This is a genomic window from Escherichia sp. E2748, from assembly GCF_005781125.1.
GTDB lineage: Bacteria > Pseudomonadota > Gammaproteobacteria > Enterobacterales > Enterobacteriaceae > Escherichia.
Genome location: NZ_VATP01000012.1, coordinates 69,388 through 88,521, shown reverse-complemented (window position 1 = coordinate 88,521; position 19,134 = coordinate 69,388). Strand labels below are relative to the sequence as shown.

Sequence of the window (19,134 nt, the reverse complement as noted above, 5' to 3'; positions counted from 1 at the left end):
GAAAATGTCAGTATTTCCGCAAGGTTTTTTATGGGGCGGCGCGCTTGCCGCCAACCAGTCCGAAGGTGCGTACCGTGAAGGTGGCAAAGGGCTGACCACGGTCGATATGATCCCGCACGGCGAGCATCGAATGGCGGTGAAACTGGGGCTGGAAAAACGTTTTCAGTTGCGCGATGACGAGTTTTATCCCAGCCATGAGGCGACGGATTTTTATCATCGTTATAAAGAAGATATCGCTCTGATGGCAGAGATGGGATTCAAGGTTTTCCGTACTTCGATTGCCTGGAGCCGCCTCTTTCCGCAGGGCGATGAACTGACGCCCAACCAGCAGGGCATTGCTTTTTATCGTTCGGTCTTTGAAGAGTGTAAAAAGTACGGCATCGAACCGCTGGTCACGTTGTGCCACTTCGATGTGCCGATGCATCTGGTCACCGAATATGGCTCCTGGCGTAACCGCAAGCTGGTGGAGTTTTTCAGCCGCTACGCCAGAACCTGCTTTGAAGCCTTTGATGGCCTGGTGAAATACTGGCTCACCTTCAATGAAATCAACATTATGTTGCATAGCCCGTTTTCCGGCGCGGGTCTGGTGTTTGAAGAAGGTGAAAATCAGGATCAGGTGAAATATCAGGCCGCGCACCACCAGCTGGTTGCCAGTGCGTTAGCCACCAAAATCGCCCATGAGGTTAACCCGCAAAATCAGGTGGGCTGTATGCTGGCGGGCGGCAACTTTTACCCTTACAGCTGCAAGCCGGAAGATGTCTGGGCGGCGCTGGAGAAAGACAGGGAAAACCTGTTTTTTATCGATGTGCAGGCGCGGGGCGCGTATCCGGCTTACTCTGCCCGCGTATTCCGCGAAAAAGGGGTAACCATCGACAAAGCACCGGGCGATGATGAGATCCTGAAAAACACCGTCGATTTTGTCTCCTTCAGCTATTACGCCTCGCGCTGCGCCTCGGCGGAGATGAACGCCAACAATAGCAGTGCGGCGAATGTGGTGAAATCGCTGCGTAACCCGTATCTACAGGTAAGCGACTGGGGCTGGGGTATTGATCCACTCGGTCTGCGTATCACCATGAATATGATGTACGACCGTTATCAGAAGCCGCTGTTTCTGGTGGAAAACGGCCTGGGCGCAAAAGATGAATTTGCTGCTAATGGTGAGATTAACGATGACTATCGCATCAGCTATTTACGCGAACATATCCGCGCAATGGGCGAAGCGATTGCAGACGGCATTCCGCTGATGGGCTATACCACCTGGGGCTGTATTGATTTGGTTTCCGCCTCTACGGGTGAAATGAGCAAGCGCTACGGTTTTGTCTACGTAGACCGTGACGACGCAGGCAACGGTACGCTGACGCGCACGCGTAAGAAATCGTTCTGGTGGTATAAAAAAGTGATTGCCAGTAACGGTGAAGATTTAGAGTAAGTAACAGTGCCGGATGCGGCGTGAACGCCTTATCCGGCCTACATGTCGCACGAACCAGGTAGGCCCGATAAGCGCAGCGCATCAGGCAATCTGGCGTTTGCTATCAGTTCTGATTCCCTCATCAAGAACATCCCTGTCCTGATTCCTTACTGAAAAACTACTCTTCTTCCACCGCTAACTGCGTAAATCCGCCGTTCCCTTCCCAGCCTTCCAGTCGTTGATAAACGGTTTCAACCGCATCTTTAATCGGTTGGGTCATCGGGTAGTAAAAGCCGACGATATCCGGCTGGATGCCGAGGAAAATCACTTCGCCAATGTCTTCTTTCAACTGGTCGATAAGATAGTTCAGCGGCATATTATGGGTAGTCATCATAAACATCTCGGCGATGTCATCTGGGTCGATGATGCGGATCTCGCCGGGGTTTAGCCCCATATCAGTGGCGTCGACAATCAGCAGTCGTGTCGGGCGCAGTTCGCGGATGGCGACAATGTCGTTTTCCGGTGCGCTACCGCCATCAATCACCACCCAGTTACCTTTCGGCGCGGCGGCGCACTTTTCCGCCAGCAGCGGACCTGCGCCATCATCGCCCATCATGCTATTGCCAACACAGAGTAAAACGTCAGTCACGCAATCTCCTCACCATCAAATAGATGGCGTTTTCCTGATGAATATCGTGCAGCATACTTAACAGCATTGTACTCCATTCCTTCTGCTGCGAAGTTTGCGCTGCCCGGGCTTTATCGAATGCGTTGGCCAGCATCGGCACATGGTTAATGTCGATGACGATCTCACCATATTTCGGCACGCCTTCCATTTTGCGGCGGGCTTCGCTGCCCGCCTCCAGAGTGGCAATCCATGCCAGATATTCATCCCACGGGCAGGTGAGCGCCGCTTCCAGGCAATCGATAACCCCAAGGTGGTGACCAATCGCCAGGCTGTAATAGACCACCTGCTGCGCCTCTGCGGGCGTGGCATCGTTCTCATCAATAAATTTACGGCTCAGTTGACTGAACACCACCTTTTCACTCATCGGATACGCGCCTCTTCAACAACATGATTCAGATGGCTGACAATCTCGTTCAGACGCGGATCGTTTTCCGCTTCCAGCCAGCGTGCAACCTGTTCTTCGCCCTGCCCTAACTGTGTCAGGAAGTCATCGGCAATCTGGCGACCGTAACGGTAACCTGCCAGGCGGCGTGCTTCGCGGTCCACTTTCACGCGCAGCGGCTGCACCATATCGCCATGCAGGATCTCAGCCGGTTGTTCATCCTGCTCACCCGGGCCACGGGCGTGAATTTTCTGCTCCAGCAGGCCGAGTGCCATTGCAAAGCCGTACAGCGTGGCGGCTGGTGTTGGCGGGCAGCCAGGGATATAAACATCCACCGGGACGATTTTATCCGTACCGCCCCACACGCAGTAAAGATCGTGGAAAATGCCGCCGCTGTTGCCGCAGGCACCGTAGGAGATACAGATTTTCGGGTCCGGCGCGGACTGCCACGCACGTAGCGCAGGGGATCGCATTGCACGGGTGACCGCGCCGGTAAACAGTAAAATATCCGCATGACGCGGTGACGGAACGACTTTAATGCCGAAGCGTTCTGCATCGAAAAGTGGCGAAAGCGTGGCGAAAATTTCGATTTCGCAGCCGTTGCAGCCGCCGCAGTCCACGCGGTAAACGTAGGCAGAACGTTTGATTTTTTTCAGCAACGACGCCTTCATGCTGGCGATGGACTCATCCACCGTCATCGGGACCGGAATGCCGTTGGCGTCACGGGGGCCTAATAAATTGCTCATCAGATGGCCTCTTTCATATGGCGAGTCAGTTCAATACGGTCGGACGGCACCAGGCATTTCTGGCGCTTACATTCCGGGCAAGTCTCAAAGCTTTCGCGGTGGTTTTCCGCGCGGCTGTCGCCGTTGTGCTTAAGCAGCGCAATGGCGTAGTCGATCTCTTTCTGGACGGCGAAAGGACGATTGCAGACGCGGCAGTTGCACAGCGCGAAGCGGGACTGTTGCAGGAAATCTTCTTTCTTCCACACCGCCAGTTCGTACTCTTGCGACAGTTTGATCGCCGCCGTCGGGCAGACTTCTTCGCAGCGTCCACAGAAGATGCAGCGGCCAAGATTGAACTCCCAGGCCAGCTCACCGGTGGCGAGGTCAGTTTCAACCGTTAAGGCGTTTGACGGGCAGGCATTGACGCAGGCCGCGCAGCCGATGCACTGCTGCGGGTTCTGCTCTGGCTTACCACGGAAGTTTTTATCAACCGCAATCGGCTCCAGCGGATAAGACGAGGTCGCCGTGCCGGTTTTGATGACTTTTTTGATAAAGGTAAACATGGCGATTCCTTATTTCAGCGGCGAGTTTTTACGCTCAATGCTGTAGCGCTCAAGTTCTTTGTACGGCACCACTTTGCTCTTCTTCTTACGTACATCGACCACGGTCATGCGGTCGGTACAGGAGTAGCAAGGGTCGAGGCTACCGATAATCAGCGGCGCATCGGAAACAGTGTTGCCACGCAGCATGTAGCGCAGGGTCGGCCAGTTCGCGTAGGTCGCGGCACGGCAGCGCCAGCGGTACAGCTTCTGGTTGTCACCGGTCATGCTCCAGTGGATATCATCGCCGCGCGGCGCTTCGGCAAAGCCCAGCGCAAAGCGGTGCGGAATGTAGGTAAAGCCTTCCACCATCAGTGGGCCACCCGGCAGGTTATCCAGACCGTAGTCGATCATGTTCAGCGCGGTATAGACTTCGTTGATACGCACTTTCAGACGGGAAATAACGTCGCAGCCCTGCTCGCTGTGGACTTCCATTGGCAGCAGGCCATAGCCGACAAATGGGTGATCGGCGCGGGTATCGCGGGCGTGACCGCTGGCGCGAACCATCGGGCCAACGTTACTGAAATCGCGGGCGATTTCCGGGTCCAGACGACCAATGCCAACGGTGCGCTGTTCCATGTTCGGAGTGCTCAGCAGCACATCCACCAGCTCCTGCACTTCACGACGCATCTGCTGTGCCAGTTGACGGGTCTGGATCATGTCATCTTTCAGCAGATCGCGACGAATCCCGCCGATCAGGTTCAGGCCGTAAGTTTTACGCGCACCGGTAAGGATCTCCGCCATTTTCATTGAGGTTTCACGCACGCGGAAGAACTGCATAAAACCGGAGTCAAAGCCAGTGAAGTGGCAGGCCAGGCCGAGGTTCAGCAGGTGCGAGTGCAGGCGTTCCACCTCCAGCAGAATGGCGCGGATCATCTGCGCGCGTTCTGGCACCTGAATACCCATCGCGTTTTCCACTGACGTGGTGTAGGCGGTGCTGTGGGCGAAGCCGCAGATCCCGCACACACGGTCAGAGAGGAAGGTCACTTCGTTGTAACCCATGCGGGTTTCCGCCAGTTTTTCCATGCCGCGATGGACATAGAACAGGCGGTAGTCGGCGTCGATAATGTTTTCGCCATCGACGAACAGACGGAAGTGACCCGGTTCGTCAGAAGTGACGTGCAGCGGACCAATCGGCACGACATTGTTTTTCTTGTCGCCCAGTTCGTTGATGAACTCGTAGGTTTCAGCATCGGTGGTCGGTGCCGGACGTTGACGATAATCCATGCTGTCTTTACGCAGCGGATAAAGTTCATCCGGCCAGTCATCCGGCAGCACCAGACGACGTTCATCCGGCAAACCAACCGGAATCAAACCGTACATATCGCGCACTTCGCGCTCGCCCCACACCGCCGCCGGAACGCGTGGCGTCACGGACGGATACTCCGGTTTGTTGGCGTCAACTTCGACACGCACGGTTACCCAGCACTTGGTGCCTTTCTCCATCGACAGCACGTAGTAAACGGCGTAATGACCATTCAGTTTGCGTTCGTCGTTACCAAACAGCACCGACAGCCAGCCGCCCTGTTTGTAGTAGAGGAACTCTACCACTTCCGGCAGATAGTTCACCTTCACGGTGACAGTCAGCTGATCTTTGGTCTGCCAGGCGTGGTCCAGCACGACGCCAGGAAATGCCTCATTCAGCGCGGCGAGATAATGTTGACCTAATTTTTCTTCAGACATGCTCAAACTCTCTTTAATCACGCCGCCAGCAAGGAGACGAACGCTAAAAATGCAAAACCAAAACCAGCCCAGGTAATGCGCGGAGTAATATCAAGACGCAGACGGGCCATGCTGTTTTCGAATAGCGCGATAACCAGTACGCCGACTACCAGTTTGACGATGGCAATCACCAGCGCCAGCAGCAGTCCACCAGCGGTGAAGATTTCCATTTGTCCCCACGGAATAAACACCCCGACGAACATCTGCAACACCACCAGCTGTTTCAGGCTGATACCCCATTTCATTACGCCAAAACCGCTACCGCTGTATTCAGAGAGCGGGCCTTCCTGCAATTCCTGCTCGGCTTCCGCCAGGTCGAACGGCAGTTTGCCCATTTCGATAAAAGTGGCGAATGCACAGGCACAAAGCGCCAGCACCAGCGGGATGCTCTGGCTCAGCGGCCAGTGATAAACGGTGTCGGTGATGTTGCTGATATTGGTAGAACCAGCAACCTGCGCGGCGACCCACAGACCAAGCAGCAGCATCGGTTCGACCAGCACGCCAAGCATCGCTTCACGGCTCGCGCCGATAGCGGTAAACGGGCTACCGGTATCCAGACCGGAAATGGCAAAGAAGAAACGCGCGATGGCGAAGAGATACAGTAAGGTGATCAAATCAGCCAGTTGCGGCAGCGGAGAACCAACGGTTACTACCGGCAGCGCAGTAGCGATAGTCAGCATGACACCCACCATCACATACGGCGTCAGGCGGAACACCCAGCCGGAGGCATCCGGGCCAACGCTCTGGCGGCCCAGCAGTTTGATAATGTCGCGATACTCCTGCAACACGCCCGGCCCGCGACGGTTATGCAGACGGGCGCGCGCCACGCGGGTTATACCGGAGAGCAGCGGCGCAACGGCAAATAACACCAGCGCCTGAATTAACGGATATAAAACACTCATTCTCAGGCTCCTCGTGAAACAATAATCACCACCAGTACCGCCAGTTCAACCAGCGCCATCCGGCGGAACAGCAACGCACTACCTTCGCACTGCCAGCCCGGCACCAGCGACACCGGATTCAGCCATTTGCGCAGTTTCAGCACTGGCGCAAACGCCTGTTTAACCGGCATGGCAAAACCGTGAGCGGTAATCACCATTGATTTTTCGTGGTCGTAGCCGCACACCCAGGCCGCGCCACGGGAACGTGACGGCAGACGGTCGCCTTTGCAAATCGCCATGATGATGAATGGCAGCAGCGGGCAGGCAATCAGCAGCAGTGTGATCATCGGTTGAGAAACGGTGGTGTTGGCGGGTTCCAGCGGCAGAGGTACAGCAGCCGACAGCATCGGCAGCAGCCACGGCGCAGCAACACCGCCAATTACGCAGCAAATCGCCAGTGCCACCACGCTGACGCTCATCAGGAGCGGCGCACAAGTGGCGTTTTCGGCTTCTTTGGTACGCGGCGCACCGAGGAACGTGACGCCATAGACTTTCGCCATACACATCACCGCCAGCGCACCGGTAATTGCCAGCCCCACAGCGAGCAGCGGCCCCAGCAGACGGGCAACAAACGCGCCACTATTGCTCAGTTTGAAGAAGGATTGATAGATAACCCATTCCCCGGCAAACCCGTTCAGCGGCGGCAGCGCAGCCATTGCCATCAGCCCGACTAACATAGCGATGGAGATAACCGGCATTTTCTTGCCAATACCACCGAGTTTTTCGATATCGCGATGACCGGTACGGAACCAGACGCTTCCGGCCCCGAGGAACAGTACGCTTTTGAACAGGCTATGGTTAAGCAGATGGTACAGACCACCGACCAGACCAAGGGCAATCAGCGCCGGTTGTTCGAGCGCGATACCCGTTACGCCAGCGCCCAGCCCCAGCAGGATAATGCCGATATTTTCCAGGGTGTGGTAAGCCAGCAGACGCTGGATGTTGTGCTCCATCAACGCATACAGACCGCCGACGAACGCGGTGATCATGCCGAGCACCAGCAGCGCGATCCCCCACCACAGCGGCGCGTTACCACCCAGCAGCGACAGGGTTAAAATGCCCAGCAGGCCAATTTTCATCACCACCGTAGAAAACAGCGCGGCAGCTGGCGCAGAGGCGTTAGCATGTGCCTGCGGCACCCAGCCGTGCAGAGGAATAATCCCGGCCAACAGGCCAAAGCCAATCACACCGAGCAGCCAGATATCGGAACCGAGCGGCAGTTGCTGCACACGCATATCCAGCAGGCGCAGATCCAGCGTGCCGTAACGCTGCCAGACCAGCCAGCAGGCAATCGCCAGCAGCAAAGTACCAAGACGCCCCAGCGCAAACCACAGTTTGCCCTCTTTACTGTTGCTGGTGAGGAACACCGCGCACAGGGCCATGATTTCTGCCATCACGACTAACATGCCCAGGTTGCTGGCGATGACGGCACAGACGGCCGCAGCCATCAACATATTGATCTGCAAGCCGTTGCACTTCACCTGCGCGTGGCGATGCCAGTCAATGTTGTAGAGGTTGACAAACAGACCGCACAGGCCGAGCGTAATCAGCCAAATCGCGTTAAGCGGAGAGATTTGCACATCGTAGCTTATCAGTGACAGCGCACCGCTCACGCCAACCGCGCCAGTCAGCACGGTGAAACCTGCCGCTGCGGTGTACAGGCTACCAACCGCGCCGCCAATTCCGGCAATCCAGCCGCTTAGTGCCTTATGAAAAGAAAAGAGAAATGCCAGAACAGCGGCGGCGGCAAACCACGCCACGCCGCTATTGATCAGGGAAATTGCGCTCATTTAGCCTCTCCACTTTGAGCCTGCTGAAACAAGGTGAGATCGCCAAAGTCCGTGTTAAAGGTCAGCTCACGCTTACGTTTGCTAACGCGGGCGATATCGGTGTTATCCACCAGGTGCAGGGCTTTGGTCGGGCACATCCGCACGCAGGCCGGACCTTGTTCATCAAAGCTACAAAGGTCACATTTGACGGCGATCGCGCGAATACCTGGCACCCAGTCAAGCAGCGTGCTGACACGCGCCGGAGCAGGCGGTGCCGGTGGCGCTTTCGGGGTATTGGCATTTGCAGGAATATCCAGCGGACGGCTGCCGGAAAATTCGATTGCGCCGAACGGACAGGCAATGCCGCACAGTTTGCAGCTTACGCACAGGCTTTCATTCAGCTGCACGGCCCCATCAACACGAGTGATAGCATTAACCGGGCAGACCACCGCACAGGGCGCATCTTCACAGTGGTGACAGAGCTGCGGCGCAGATTCTTTTTCATTTAGCATCACTCTCAGGCGCGGCATAGACTGAAGGCCGTGCTGGCGATGCGTCTCTGAACAGGCGGCCTCACAGGTGTGGCAGCCGATACAGAGCGTGGAGTCAGCAATTACAAAACGATTCACCGGGCATTCCTCAGGTGATTGTCATTTTTGACGAAAACATGCCGATGAAATGTCATTTTCGACACTCATCGACACGCCCATCCCCAAACAGGCATGATGCCTGCAAACCGGACAAAGCCTCAGCTCATGCTGCTGAGCTTTGTCCCTTTACCAGTTGGCTTAAATTCACCGGCGTATTGTTCTCAATGGCGGTGTATAAGTTGTCGTAAACACCAGCGATTTTTTCGAGATAGTGTTCCAGAACCTGTTCGCGATTGCGGATGTTGACCTTGCCATCAATCATGCCGTCAATGCTTAACTGAGCCTGTGCAATCAGCTGCTTGTCGTCGCCATCTTTCGTTTCGACGTAGTACTCGATGGTGTGACTGTTAAAACCATCCGCCAGGGTGACGTAAATGCGAAAATGTTCAAAAAGTACGAAACAGAGTTCTTTATCTGGCGCGCAACTCATGGCGTGGTGCAGACGCGCTTTTGATAACGTGATCCCCTGAACCAGCGAATTGCAGTAGATATGCCACTGGTCCTGTAGGCGACGATGCCGCTGTGCGATGTAATCGGCTTTCTCGCTTATTTCCCAAATAGTCATTGTCAGGTTACCCGTTTAACAGAGATGCCAGCCTTAAGCATTTTTTGTGCCAATTTTTATCTCATTGTTATTTATATACTTTTCATAAGGCAGCCGACTTTCGACGCCATGACGACGTGTCATTTCGACATCATCGACATTGTTCACATCAGGGATAATCAACACTGGCATAATTATTGCTTATCACGGGCAACAGTTAATGGGAGGCGATATGCACGAAATAACCCTCTGCCAGCGGGCACTGGAATTGATCGAACAGCAGGCCATACAGCACGGCGCAAAACGCGTAACTGCGGTCTGGCTCAAAATTGGCGCATTTTCTTGTGTCGAAACCAGCTCTCTTGCCTTTTGTTTTGATCTGGTTTGCCGCGGCAGCGTGGCAGAAGGTTGTAAACTGCACCTCGAAGAACAAGAGGCCGAGTGCTGGTGTGAAACATGCCAGCAGTATGTAACGCTACTGACCCAGCGCGTCCGCCGCTGTCCACAGTGTCATGGCGACATGCTGCGCATTGTGGCAGACGACGGTTTACAGATTCGGCGGATAGAAATAGACCAGGAGTGAGCGATGTGTACAACATGCGGTTGCGGTGAAGGCAACCTGTATATCGAGGGTGATGAACATAACCCTCATTCCGCGTTTCGTAGCGCGCCATTTGCCCCGGCGGCACGGCCGAAGATGAAAATCACCGGCATTAAAGCGCCTGAATTTACCCCGAGCCAGACCGAAGAAGGCGACCTGCATTATGGTCACGGCGAAGCTGGCACTCATGCACCGGGTATGAGCCAGCGTCGGATGCTGGAAGTCGAAATTGACGTGCTGGACAAAAACAACCGTCTGGCTGAACGCAACCGCGCGCGCTTTGCTGCCCGCAATCAGTTGGTACTCAACCTGGTTTCCAGCCCTGGTTCCGGTAAAACCACCCTGCTGACGGAAACTTTAATACGCCTGAAAGATAGCGTTCCGTGTGCGGTGATTGAAGGCGACCAGCAAACCGTGAACGATGCAGCCCGCATTCGCGCTACCGGCACACCAGCTATTCAGGTGAATACCGGTAAAGGCTGCCATCTCGATGCACAGATGATCGCTGATGCCGCACCGCGCCTGCCACTGGACGATAACGGTATTCTGTTTATCGAAAACGTTGGCAACCTGGTATGCCCGGCCAGCTTCGATCTCGGTGAAAAACACAAAGTGGCGGTGCTTTCCGTTACCGAAGGTGAAGACAAACCGCTGAAATATCCACATATGTTTGCCGCCGCCTCACTGATGCTGCTCAACAAAGTTGACTTGCTGCCGTATCTCAACTTTGACGTTGAGAAGTGCATCGCCTGCGCCCGCGAAGTCAATCCAGAAATTGAAATCATCCTTATTTCCGCCACCAGCGGCGAAGGGATGGACCAGTGGCTGAACTGGCTGGAGGCACAGCGATGTGCATAGGCGTTCCTGGCCAGATTCGCACCATTGACGGAAACCTGGCGAAAGTCGACGTCTGCGGCATTCAGCGCGATGTCGATTTAACGCTAGTCGGCAGCTGCGATGAAAACGGTCAGCCACGCGTGGGCCAGTGGGTACTGGTTCACGTTGGCTTTGCCATGAGCGTAATTAATGAAGCCGAAGCGCGTGACACTCTCGACGCCTTACAAAATATGTTTGATGTTGAGCCGGATGTCGGTGCGCTGTTGTATGGCGAGGAAAAATAATGCGTTTTGTTGATGAATATCGCGCGCCGGAACAGGTGATGCAGTTAATTGAGCATCTGCGCGAACGTGCTTCACATCTTTCATACACCGCCGAACGCCCTCTGCGGATTATGGAAGTGTGCGGCGGTCATACCCACGCCATCTTTAAATTCGGCCTCGACCAGTTACTGCCGGAAAACGTTGAGTTTATCCACGGACCTGGTTGTCCGGTGTGCGTTCTGCCGATGGGCAGAATCGACACCTGCGTGGAGATTGCCAGCCATCCGGAAGTCATCTTCTGTACTTTTGGCGACGCCATGCGCGTACCGGGGAAACAGGGGTCGTTGTTGCAGGCAAAAGCACGCGGTGCTGATGTGCGCATCGTCTACTCGCCAATGGATGCGTTGAAACTGGCGCAGGAGAACCCAACTCGTAAAGTGGTGTTCTTCGGCTTAGGGTTTGAAACCACCATGCCGACCACTGCCATCACTCTGCAACAGGCAAAAGCCCGCGATGTGCAGAATTTTTACTTCTTCTGCCAGCACATTACGCTGATCCCCACGCTGCGCAGTTTGCTGGAACAGCCGGACAATGGCATCGACGCGTTCCTCGCGCCGGGCCACGTCAGTATGGTAATTGGCACCGACGCCTATAATTTTATCGCCAGCGATTTTCATCGTCCTCTGGTGGTCGCTGGTTTCGAACCTCTTGATCTACTGCAAGGCGTGGTGATGCTGGTAGAGCAGAAAATAGCGGCCCACAGCAAGGTAGAGAATCAGTACCGGCGAGTGGTGCCAGATGCGGGTAATTTGCTGGCACAACAGGCGATTGCTGACGTCTTCTGCGTCAATGGCGACAGCGAATGGCGCGGCTTAGGCGTGATTGAATCTTCTGGTGTGCACCTGACGCCGGATTATCAACGATTCGATGCCGAAGCACATTTCCGCCCAGCACCGCAGCAGGTTTGCGATGACCCGCGCGCACGTTGTGGTGAAGTATTGACCGGCAAATGTAAGCCGCATCAATGCCCGCTGTTTGGTAACACCTGTAATCCTCAAACCGCGTTCGGCGCACTTATGGTTTCCTCCGAAGGAGCATGTGCCGCATGGTATCAGTATCGTCAGCAGGAGAGTGAAGTGTGAACAATATCCAACTCGCCCACGGCAGCGGCGGCCAGGCGATGCAGCAATTAATCAACAGCCTGTTTATGGAAGCCTTTGCCAATCCGTGGCTGGCAGAACAGGAAGATCAGGCACGTCTTGACCTGGCGCAATTAATGGCAGAAGGCGATCGTCTGGCCTTCTCCACTGACAGCTACGTCATCGACCCGCTGTTCTTCCCTGGCGGTAATATCGGCAAGCTGGCGATTTGCGGCACGGCCAATGACGTTGCGGTCAGCGGCGCTATTCCGCGCTATCTCTCCTGTGGATTTATCCTCGAAGAAGGATTGCCGATGGAGACGCTGAAAGCCGTGGTTACCAGCATGGCAGAAACCGCCCGCGCGGCAGGCATTGCCATCGTTACTGGCGACACCAAAGTGGTACAACGCGGCGCGGCAGATAAACTGTTTATCAACACCGCAGGCATGGGCGCAATTCCGGCGAATATTCACTGGGGAGCACAGACGCTAACCGCAGGCGATGTGTTGCTGGTTAGCGGTACGCTCGGCGACCACGGGGCGACTATCCTTAACCTGCGCGAGCAGCTGGGGCTGGATGGCGAACTGGTCAGCGATTGCGCGGTACTGACGCCACTGATTCAGACGCTGCGCGACATTCCCGGCGTGAAAGCGCTGCGCGATGCTACCCGTGGTGGAGTGAACGCGGTAGTTCATGAGTTCGCGGCAGCCTGCGGTTGCGGTATTGAACTTTCAGAAGCAGCGCTGCCGGTTAAACCTGCCGTGCGTGGCGTTTGCGAGCTGCTGGGTCTTGATGCCCTTAACTTTGCCAACGAAGGTAAGCTGGTGATTGCTGTAGAGCGTAACGCGGCAGAGCAAGTGCTGGCGGCGCTGCGTTCCCACCCACTGGGACAAGATGCAGCATTAATTGGCGAAGTGGTTGAGCGTAAAGGTGTTCGTCTCGCTGGACTTTATGGCGTGAAACGAACTCTCGACCTACCACACGCCGAACCGCTACCTCGTATATGCTAATAAAAATCTAGCCCCTGGAATTTGTCATTTACCTTTTGCACCGCTTAGCGGTGCTTTCCTGGAAGAACAACATGTCGTATACACCGATGAGTGATCTCGGGCAACAAGGGTTGTTCGACATCACTCGGACACTATTGCAGCAGCCCGATCTGGCCTCGCTGTGTGAGGCTCTTTCGCAACTGGTAAAGCGTTCTGCGCTCGCCGACAACGCAGCTATTGTGTTGTGGCAAGCGCAGACTCAACGTGCGACTTATTACGCGTCGCGTGACAAAGACAATCCCATTAAATACGAAGACGAAACCATTCTGGCACATGGTCCGGTGCGCAGCATTTTATCGCGCCCTGACACACTGCACTGCAGCTACGAAGAATTTTGTGACACCTGGCCGCAACTGGCTACGAGTGGGCTATACCCCAAATTTGGTCACTATTGCCTGATGCCGCAGGCCGCGGAAGGACATATTTTTGGCGGTTGTGAATTTATTCGTTATGACGATCGCCCGTGGAGCGAAAAAGAGTTCAATCGACTGCAAACATTTACGCAGATTGTTTCTGTTGTCAGCGAGCAAATTCAGAGCCGCGTCATCAACAATGTCGACTACGAACTGCTATGCCGGGAACGGGATAACTTCCGCATCCTGGTTGCCATCACCAACGCGGTACTTTCTCGCCTGGACATGGACGAGCTGGTCAGCGAAGTGGCTAAAGAAATCCACTACTACTTCGATATCGACGATATCAGCATCGTCTTACGTAGCCACCGCAAAAACAAACTCAACGTTTACTCTACTCACTATCTCGATAAACAGCATCCCACTCACGAACAGAGTGAAGTTGATGAGGCCGGAACCCTCACCGAGCGCGTATTTAAAAGCAAAGAGATGCTGCTGCTTAATCTCCACGAGCGAGACAATTTAGCCCCCTACGAACGCATGTTGTTCGACACCTGGGGCAACCAGATCCAGACGCTGTGCCTGCTACCGTTGATGTCTGGCAACACCATGCTGGGCGTGCTGAAACTGGCGCAGTGCGAAGAGAAAACCTTTACCACCACTAACCTGAGTTTGCTGCGCCAGATTGCGGAACGTGTGGCGATTGCCGTAGATAACGCCCTCGCCTATCAGGAAATCCACCGTCTGAAAGAGCGCCTGGTTGACGAAAACCTTGCTCTGACCGAACAGCTCAATAATGTGGATAGCGAATTTGGCGAGATTATTGGTCGCAGCGAAGCCATGTATAGCGTGCTCAAGCAGGTTGAGATGGTAGCGCAAAGCGACAGTACCGTACTCATTCTCGGTGAAACGGGGACGGGTAAGGAACTGATTGCCCGCGCGATCCACAATCTCAGCAACCGCAATGGTCGGCGAATGGTGAAGATGAACTGCGCCGCCATGCCTGCGGGATTACTGGAAAGTGACCTGTTTGGTCATGAGCGTGGTGCCTTTACTGGTGCCAGCGCTCAGCGCATTGGTCGTTTTGAACTGGCGGATAAAAGCTCGCTGTTCCTCGATGAAGTGGGCGATATGCCACTGGAGTTACAGCCGAAGTTGCTGCGCGTATTGCAGGAACAGGAGTTTGAACGCCTCGGGAGCAATAAAATCATTCAGACGGACGTGCGTTTAATCGCCGCGACTAACCGCGATCTGAAAAAAATGGTCGCCGACCGCGAGTTCCGTAGCGATCTCTACTACCGCCTGAACGTCTTCCCGATTCATCTGCCGCCGCTGCGCGAGCGCCCGGAAGATATTCCGCTGCTGGCTAAAGCCTTTACATTTAAAATTGCCCGCCGCCTGGGTCGTAATATTGACAGCATTCCTGCCGAGACTCTGCGCGCATTGAGCAATATGGAATGGCCAGGTAACGTGCGCGAACTGGAAAACGTCATTGAGCGCGCGGTGTTGCTGACTCGCGGTAACGTTCTACAACTCTCTTTACCCGATATCCCTCTGTCAGAACCTGAAACACCACCGGCCGCGACGGTCGTCGCCCAGGAAGGCGAGGATGAATATCAACTGATTGTCCGCGTATTAAAAGAGACGAACGGCGTGGTTGCCGGGCCAAAAGGCGCTGCACAACGTCTGGGATTAAAACGCACCACTCTGCTGTCACGGATGAAGCGGCTGGGGATAGATAAAGCGGCATTGGTTTAACAGATGTGGTTATACTCGATCAACATTCAATGAAAGGAGGCAGTATGGCAGTTTCAGCAAGAAATCAATTAACCGGAACAGTTAGCGCAGTCGCAATGGGCGCGGTGAATGATGAAGTAGAACTGACGCTGGCAGGTGGCGCAAAGCTGGTAGCGGTTGTTACCCACAGTAGCCAGCAAGCCCTGGGGCTGGCAAAAGGGAAAGAAGCGATTGCCCTGATTAAAGCCCCGTGGGTAACACTGGCAACGGAAGACTGTGGACTGAAATTCTCTGCTCGCAACCAGTTTGCTGGCAGCGTGTCGAAAATCACCGAAGGCGCAGTGAATGCCACTGTCCATATCAAAACAGATGCGGGTTTTGAAGTTGTGGCAGTGGTAACCAATGAAAGCCAGGATGAAATGAAACTCACCACAGGATCGCGCGTTATTGCATTGATCAAGGCATCAGCAATCCTGATTGCGACCAAAGCGTAAGCGCCGTATTTGCCGGAGAGAATAAATTCCTCCGGCAAATTTATTTCTTCCGGCGATATTTTTCCGGCAGTTCTGGCACTGGACGTTTATCATCAATCAGATGACGCACGGTTAAGATCGGATGACGCCACAGCATTCTCGGCCCCGCCCACCGCATAATCTGCTTCATCTCTTCACGCTTCGCAGGCTGGTAACAGTGCACCGGACACTGTTTACAGGCAGGTTTCTCTTCGCCAAACACACATTTATCCAGCCGTTTTTGCGCGTAAGCAAACAACGCCTCGTAATGCTCCGGCTCCGCTGACGCCTGCGGGCATTTCGCTTGATAAAGATCGATCATTTTTTTAATCGTCAGTTTTTCACGAGAGATACGCTTGCCGGACATGCTGCCTCCATACTCTTAAGGTGCATTTATATTACAACTTAATTCTAAAGGGGACTATGGCTCTGAAGGAGGAGGTTTCTTCAACCGATGTAATTTTGCGATCTTGTTTCATAGTCATCACGCAAAAGCTGCAAAGCAGCATTTTTCGCGGAACCGGCATCAAGAACTGACCTTTCGCGTCTTCCCCTGAAATGATTAACTCCGGTATCATGTGCGCCTTATGTGATTACAACGAAAATAAAAACCATCACACTACATTTAACATCAGGGAACCGGATCTAATTCCATGAGTGTAATAGAAAATTTCGACGCCCATACGCCTATGATGCAGCAGTATCTCAAGCTGAAAGCCCAGCATCCTGAGATCCTGCTGTTCTACCGGATGGGTGACTTTTACGAGCTATTTTATGACGACGCAAAACGGGCGTCGCAGCTGCTGGATATTTCGCTGACCAAACGCGGCGCGTCTGCGGGCGAGCCGATCCCGATGGCGGGTATCCCCTACCATGCAGTGGAAAACTATCTCGCCAAACTGGTGAATCAGGGCGAGTCCGTCGCTATATGCGAACAGATTGGCGATCCTGCAACCAGCAAAGGGCCGGTTGAGCGCAAGGTTGTCCGTATCGTCACGCCGGGGACTATCAGTGATGAAGCCCTGTTGCAAGAGCGCCAGGATAACCTGCTGGCGGCTATCTGGCAGGACAGCAAAGGTTTTGGCTATGCGACGCTGGATATCAGCTCCGGGCGTTTTCGTCTGAGCGAACCGGCTGACCGCGAAACGATGGCGGCAGAGCTGCAACGCACCAATCCGGCAGAGCTGCTGTATGCAGAAGATTTCGCCGAGATGTCGCTGATTGAAGGTCGTCGCGGCCTGCGTCGTCGCCCGCTGTGGGAGTTTGAAATCGACACCGCGCGCCAGCAGTTGAACCTGCAATTTGGCACTCGTGATCTGATTGGTTTCGGTGTAGAGAATGCACCACGCGGGCTTTGTGCTGCCGGTTGCCTGTTGCAGTATGCGAAAGATACCCAACGTACGACTCTGCCGCATATTCGTTCTATCACCATGGAACGTGAGCAGGACAGCATCATTATGGATGCCGCGACACGCCGTAATCTGGAAATCACCCAGAATCTGGCGGGCGGTGCGGAAAATACTCTGGCTTCTGTGCTTGATTGCACCGTCACGCCGATGGGTAGCCGTATGCTGAAACGCTGGCTGCATATGCCAGTGCGCGATACCCGCGTGTTACTAGAGCGCCAGCAAACTATTGGCGCATTGCAGGATTTTACCGCTGAGTTACAGCCTGTGCTGCGTCAGGTGGGCGACCTGGAGCGTATTCTGGCACGTCTGGCGTTGCGTACCGCTCGCCCGCGCGATCTGGCCCGTATGCGTCACGCTTTCCAACAGCTGCCAGAACTGCGCGCGCAGTTAGAAACTGTCAATAGTGCACCGGTGCAGGCGCTACGTGAGAAGATGGGCGAGTTTGCCGAGCTGCGCGATCTGCTGGAGCGCGCAATCATCGACACGCCGCCGGTCTTGGTACGCGACGGTGGTGTTATCGCACCAGGCTATAACGAAGAACTGGATGAGTGGCGGGCGCTGGCTGACGGCGCGACCGATTATCTGGAGCGTCTGGAAATCCGCGAGCGTGAACGTACCGGCCTGGACACGCTGAAAGTCGGCTTTAACGCGGTTCATGGTTATTACATTCAGATCAGCCGTGGGCAAAGCCATCTGGCGCCAATCAACTATATGCGCCGCCAGACGCTGAAAAACGCTGAACGTTACATTATTCCAGAGCTGAAAGAGTACGAAGACAAAGTCCTCACTTCAAAAGGCAAAGCACTAGCACTGGAAAAACAGCTTTATGAAGAGTTGTTCGACCTGCTGTTGCCGCATCTGGAAGCGCTGCAACAGAGCGCGAGCGCGCTGGCAGAACTCGACGTGCTGGTGAACCTGGCAGAACGGGCCTATACCCTGAACTACACCTGCCCGACCTTTATTGATAAACCTGGCATTCGCATTACCGAAGGCCGCCATCCGGTGGTTGAACAGGTACTGAATGAGCCGTTTATCGCTAACCCGCTGAATCTGTCGCCACAGCGTCGGATGTTGATTATTACCGGTCCGAACATGGGCGGTAAAAGTACCTATATGCGCCAGACCGCACTGATTGCGCTGATGGCCTATATCGGCAGCTATGTACCGGCACAAAAAGTCGAGATTGGCCCGATTGACCGTATCTTTACCCGTGTGGGCGCGGCGGACGATCTGGCATCCGGGCGTTCAACCTTTATGGTGGAGATGACCGAAACCGCTAATATTCTGCATAACGCCACCGAGTACAGTCTGGTGTTGATGGATGAGATTGGACGCGGGACGTCCACTTACGATGGTCTGTCACTGGCATGGGCGTGCGCGGAAAATCTGGCGAATAAGATTAAGGCATTGACGCTGTTTGCCACCCACTACTTCGAGCTGACTCAACTACCGGAGAAAATGGAAGGCGTCGCTAACGTGCACCTCGATGCGCTGGAGCACGGCGACACCATCGCCTTTATGCACAGCGTGCAGGACGGCGCGGCGAGCAAAAGCTACGGCCTGGCGGTTGCTGCGCTAGCAGGCGTGCCGAAAGAGGTGATCAAACGCGCGCGGCAAAAACTGCGCGAGCTGGAAAGCATTTCGCCGAATGTAGCCGCTACGCAGGTGGATGGTACACAAATGTCTTTGCTATCAGTACCAGAAGAAACTTCGCCTGCGGTCGAAGCTCTGGAAAATCTTGATCCAGATTCACTCACCCCGCGTCAGGCGTTAGAGTGGATTTATCGGTTGAAAAGTTTGGTGTAA

Annotated in this window: 19 protein-coding genes; 9 read left to right on the top strand and 10 right to left on the bottom strand. The window is 54.6% G+C overall.

Annotation, left to right across the window (positions count from 1 at the left end; translation table 11 throughout):
* Positions 1-4: 4 nt before the first annotated feature.
* On the top strand, positions 5-1,429 hold the full coding sequence (ascB, locus tag FEK42_RS12160) for a 6-phospho-beta-glucosidase AscB (protein ID WP_138211838.1): 1,425 nt from the start codon (positions 5-7) through the stop codon (positions 1,427-1,429).
* Between the two features lie 157 nt (positions 1,430-1,586).
* Here the strand turns inward: ascB and hycI are convergent, their stop codons facing one another.
* The 9 genes from hycI to hycA form a co-directional block, all read right to left on the bottom strand.
* Positions 1,587-2,057, bottom strand: coding sequence for a hydrogenase maturation peptidase HycI (hycI, locus tag FEK42_RS12155; protein ID WP_130207626.1), 471 nt, complete (start codon positions 2,055-2,057; stop codon positions 1,587-1,589).
* Entirely contained in the window at positions 2,050-2,460 is a 411-nt protein-coding gene (gene hycH / locus FEK42_RS12150; protein WP_001291918.1) for a formate hydrogenlyase assembly protein HycH, read from the bottom strand. Before hycH ends, hycI begins: the two co-directional genes overlap by 8 nt.
* Positions 2,457-3,224: a formate hydrogenlyase subunit HycG gene (gene hycG, locus FEK42_RS12145; protein ID WP_000067399.1), complete on the bottom strand. Its 768-nt coding sequence runs from the start codon at positions 3,222-3,224 to the stop codon at positions 2,457-2,459. Before hycG ends, hycH begins: the two co-directional genes overlap by 4 nt.
* A complete protein-coding gene (gene hycF, locus FEK42_RS12140) occupies positions 3,224-3,766 on the bottom strand; it encodes a formate hydrogenlyase subunit HycF (protein WP_000493785.1) in 543 nt (180 codons plus the stop codon). Before hycF ends, hycG begins: the two co-directional genes overlap by 1 nt.
* A 9-nt stretch (positions 3,767-3,775) precedes the next feature.
* Positions 3,776-5,485 (bottom strand): formate hydrogenlyase subunit HycE, encoded by a 1,710-nt coding sequence (gene hycE, locus FEK42_RS12135; RefSeq protein WP_001288134.1) that lies wholly within the window; start codon positions 5,483-5,485, stop codon positions 3,776-3,778.
* Between the two features lie 17 nt (positions 5,486-5,502).
* On the bottom strand, positions 5,503-6,426 hold the full coding sequence (gene hycD, locus FEK42_RS12130; RefSeq protein ID WP_135492927.1) for a formate hydrogenlyase subunit HycD: 924 nt from the start codon (positions 6,424-6,426) through the stop codon (positions 5,503-5,505).
* 2 nt (positions 6,427-6,428) lie between these two features.
* Entirely contained in the window at positions 6,429-8,255 is a 1,827-nt protein-coding gene (gene hycC / locus FEK42_RS12125) for a formate hydrogenlyase subunit 3 (protein ID WP_135407645.1), read from the bottom strand.
* Complete coding sequence (gene hycB, locus FEK42_RS12120) at positions 8,252-8,863, bottom strand: formate hydrogenlyase subunit HycB (RefSeq protein WP_001079186.1); 612 nt, start codon at positions 8,861-8,863, stop codon at positions 8,252-8,254. The genes hycC and hycB overlap by 4 nt, the downstream gene beginning before the upstream one ends.
* Positions 8,864-8,987: 124 nt before the next feature.
* Complete coding sequence (hycA, locus tag FEK42_RS12115) at positions 8,988-9,449, bottom strand: formate hydrogenlyase regulator HycA (RefSeq protein WP_131162377.1); 462 nt, start codon at positions 9,447-9,449, stop codon at positions 8,988-8,990.
* 211 nt (positions 9,450-9,660) lie between these two features.
* On the opposite strand from hycA, the gene hypA reads away from it, so the two are divergent.
* The 7 genes from hypA to FEK42_RS12080 all read left to right on the top strand — a co-directional run bounded on the left by hypA (position 9,661) and on the right by FEK42_RS12080 (position 15,901).
* A complete protein-coding gene (gene hypA, locus FEK42_RS12110) occupies positions 9,661-10,011 on the top strand; it encodes a hydrogenase maturation nickel metallochaperone HypA (protein ID WP_130207634.1) in 351 nt (116 codons plus the stop codon).
* A gap of 3 nt (positions 10,012-10,014) precedes the next feature.
* A complete protein-coding gene (gene hypB / locus FEK42_RS12105) occupies positions 10,015-10,887 on the top strand; it encodes a hydrogenase nickel incorporation protein HypB (protein ID WP_135407647.1) in 873 nt (290 codons plus the stop codon).
* Positions 10,878-11,150, top strand: coding sequence for a hydrogenase 3 maturation protein HypC (hypC, locus tag FEK42_RS12100; RefSeq protein ID WP_000334874.1), 273 nt, complete (start codon positions 10,878-10,880; stop codon positions 11,148-11,150). The genes hypB and hypC overlap by 10 nt, the downstream gene beginning before the upstream one ends.
* A complete protein-coding gene (gene hypD, locus FEK42_RS12095) occupies positions 11,150-12,271 on the top strand; it encodes a hydrogenase formation protein HypD (protein WP_130207636.1) in 1,122 nt (373 codons plus the stop codon). The genes hypC and hypD overlap by 1 nt, the downstream gene beginning before the upstream one ends.
* The gene (gene hypE, locus FEK42_RS12090) at positions 12,268-13,278 is read left to right on the top strand and encodes a hydrogenase maturation carbamoyl dehydratase HypE (RefSeq protein ID WP_130207638.1); all 1,011 of its coding nucleotides are present in this window, start codon (positions 12,268-12,270) and stop codon (positions 13,276-13,278) included. Before hypD ends, hypE begins: the two co-directional genes overlap by 4 nt.
* Before the next feature lie 71 nt (positions 13,279-13,349).
* The gene (flhA, locus tag FEK42_RS12085) at positions 13,350-15,428 is read left to right on the top strand and encodes a formate hydrogenlyase transcriptional activator FlhA (RefSeq protein WP_130207640.1); all 2,079 of its coding nucleotides are present in this window, start codon (positions 13,350-13,352) and stop codon (positions 15,426-15,428) included.
* A gap of 44 nt (positions 15,429-15,472) precedes the next feature.
* Positions 15,473-15,901 (top strand): TOBE domain-containing protein, encoded by a 429-nt coding sequence (locus FEK42_RS12080; protein ID WP_131162378.1) that lies wholly within the window; start codon positions 15,473-15,475, stop codon positions 15,899-15,901.
* Positions 15,902-15,941: 40 nt separating this feature from the next.
* Here the strand turns inward: FEK42_RS12080 and FEK42_RS12075 are convergent, their stop codons facing one another.
* Positions 15,942-16,286, bottom strand: a complete 345-nt coding sequence (locus FEK42_RS12075) for a nitrous oxide-stimulated promoter family protein (RefSeq protein ID WP_021560470.1) — start codon at positions 16,284-16,286, stop codon at positions 15,942-15,944.
* 286 nt (positions 16,287-16,572) lie between these two features.
* Here FEK42_RS12075 and mutS point away from each other — a divergent pair, with 286 nt between their 5' ends.
* Positions 16,573-19,134 (top strand): DNA mismatch repair protein MutS, encoded by a 2,562-nt coding sequence (gene mutS, locus FEK42_RS12065; RefSeq protein WP_135492928.1) that lies wholly within the window; start codon positions 16,573-16,575, stop codon positions 19,132-19,134.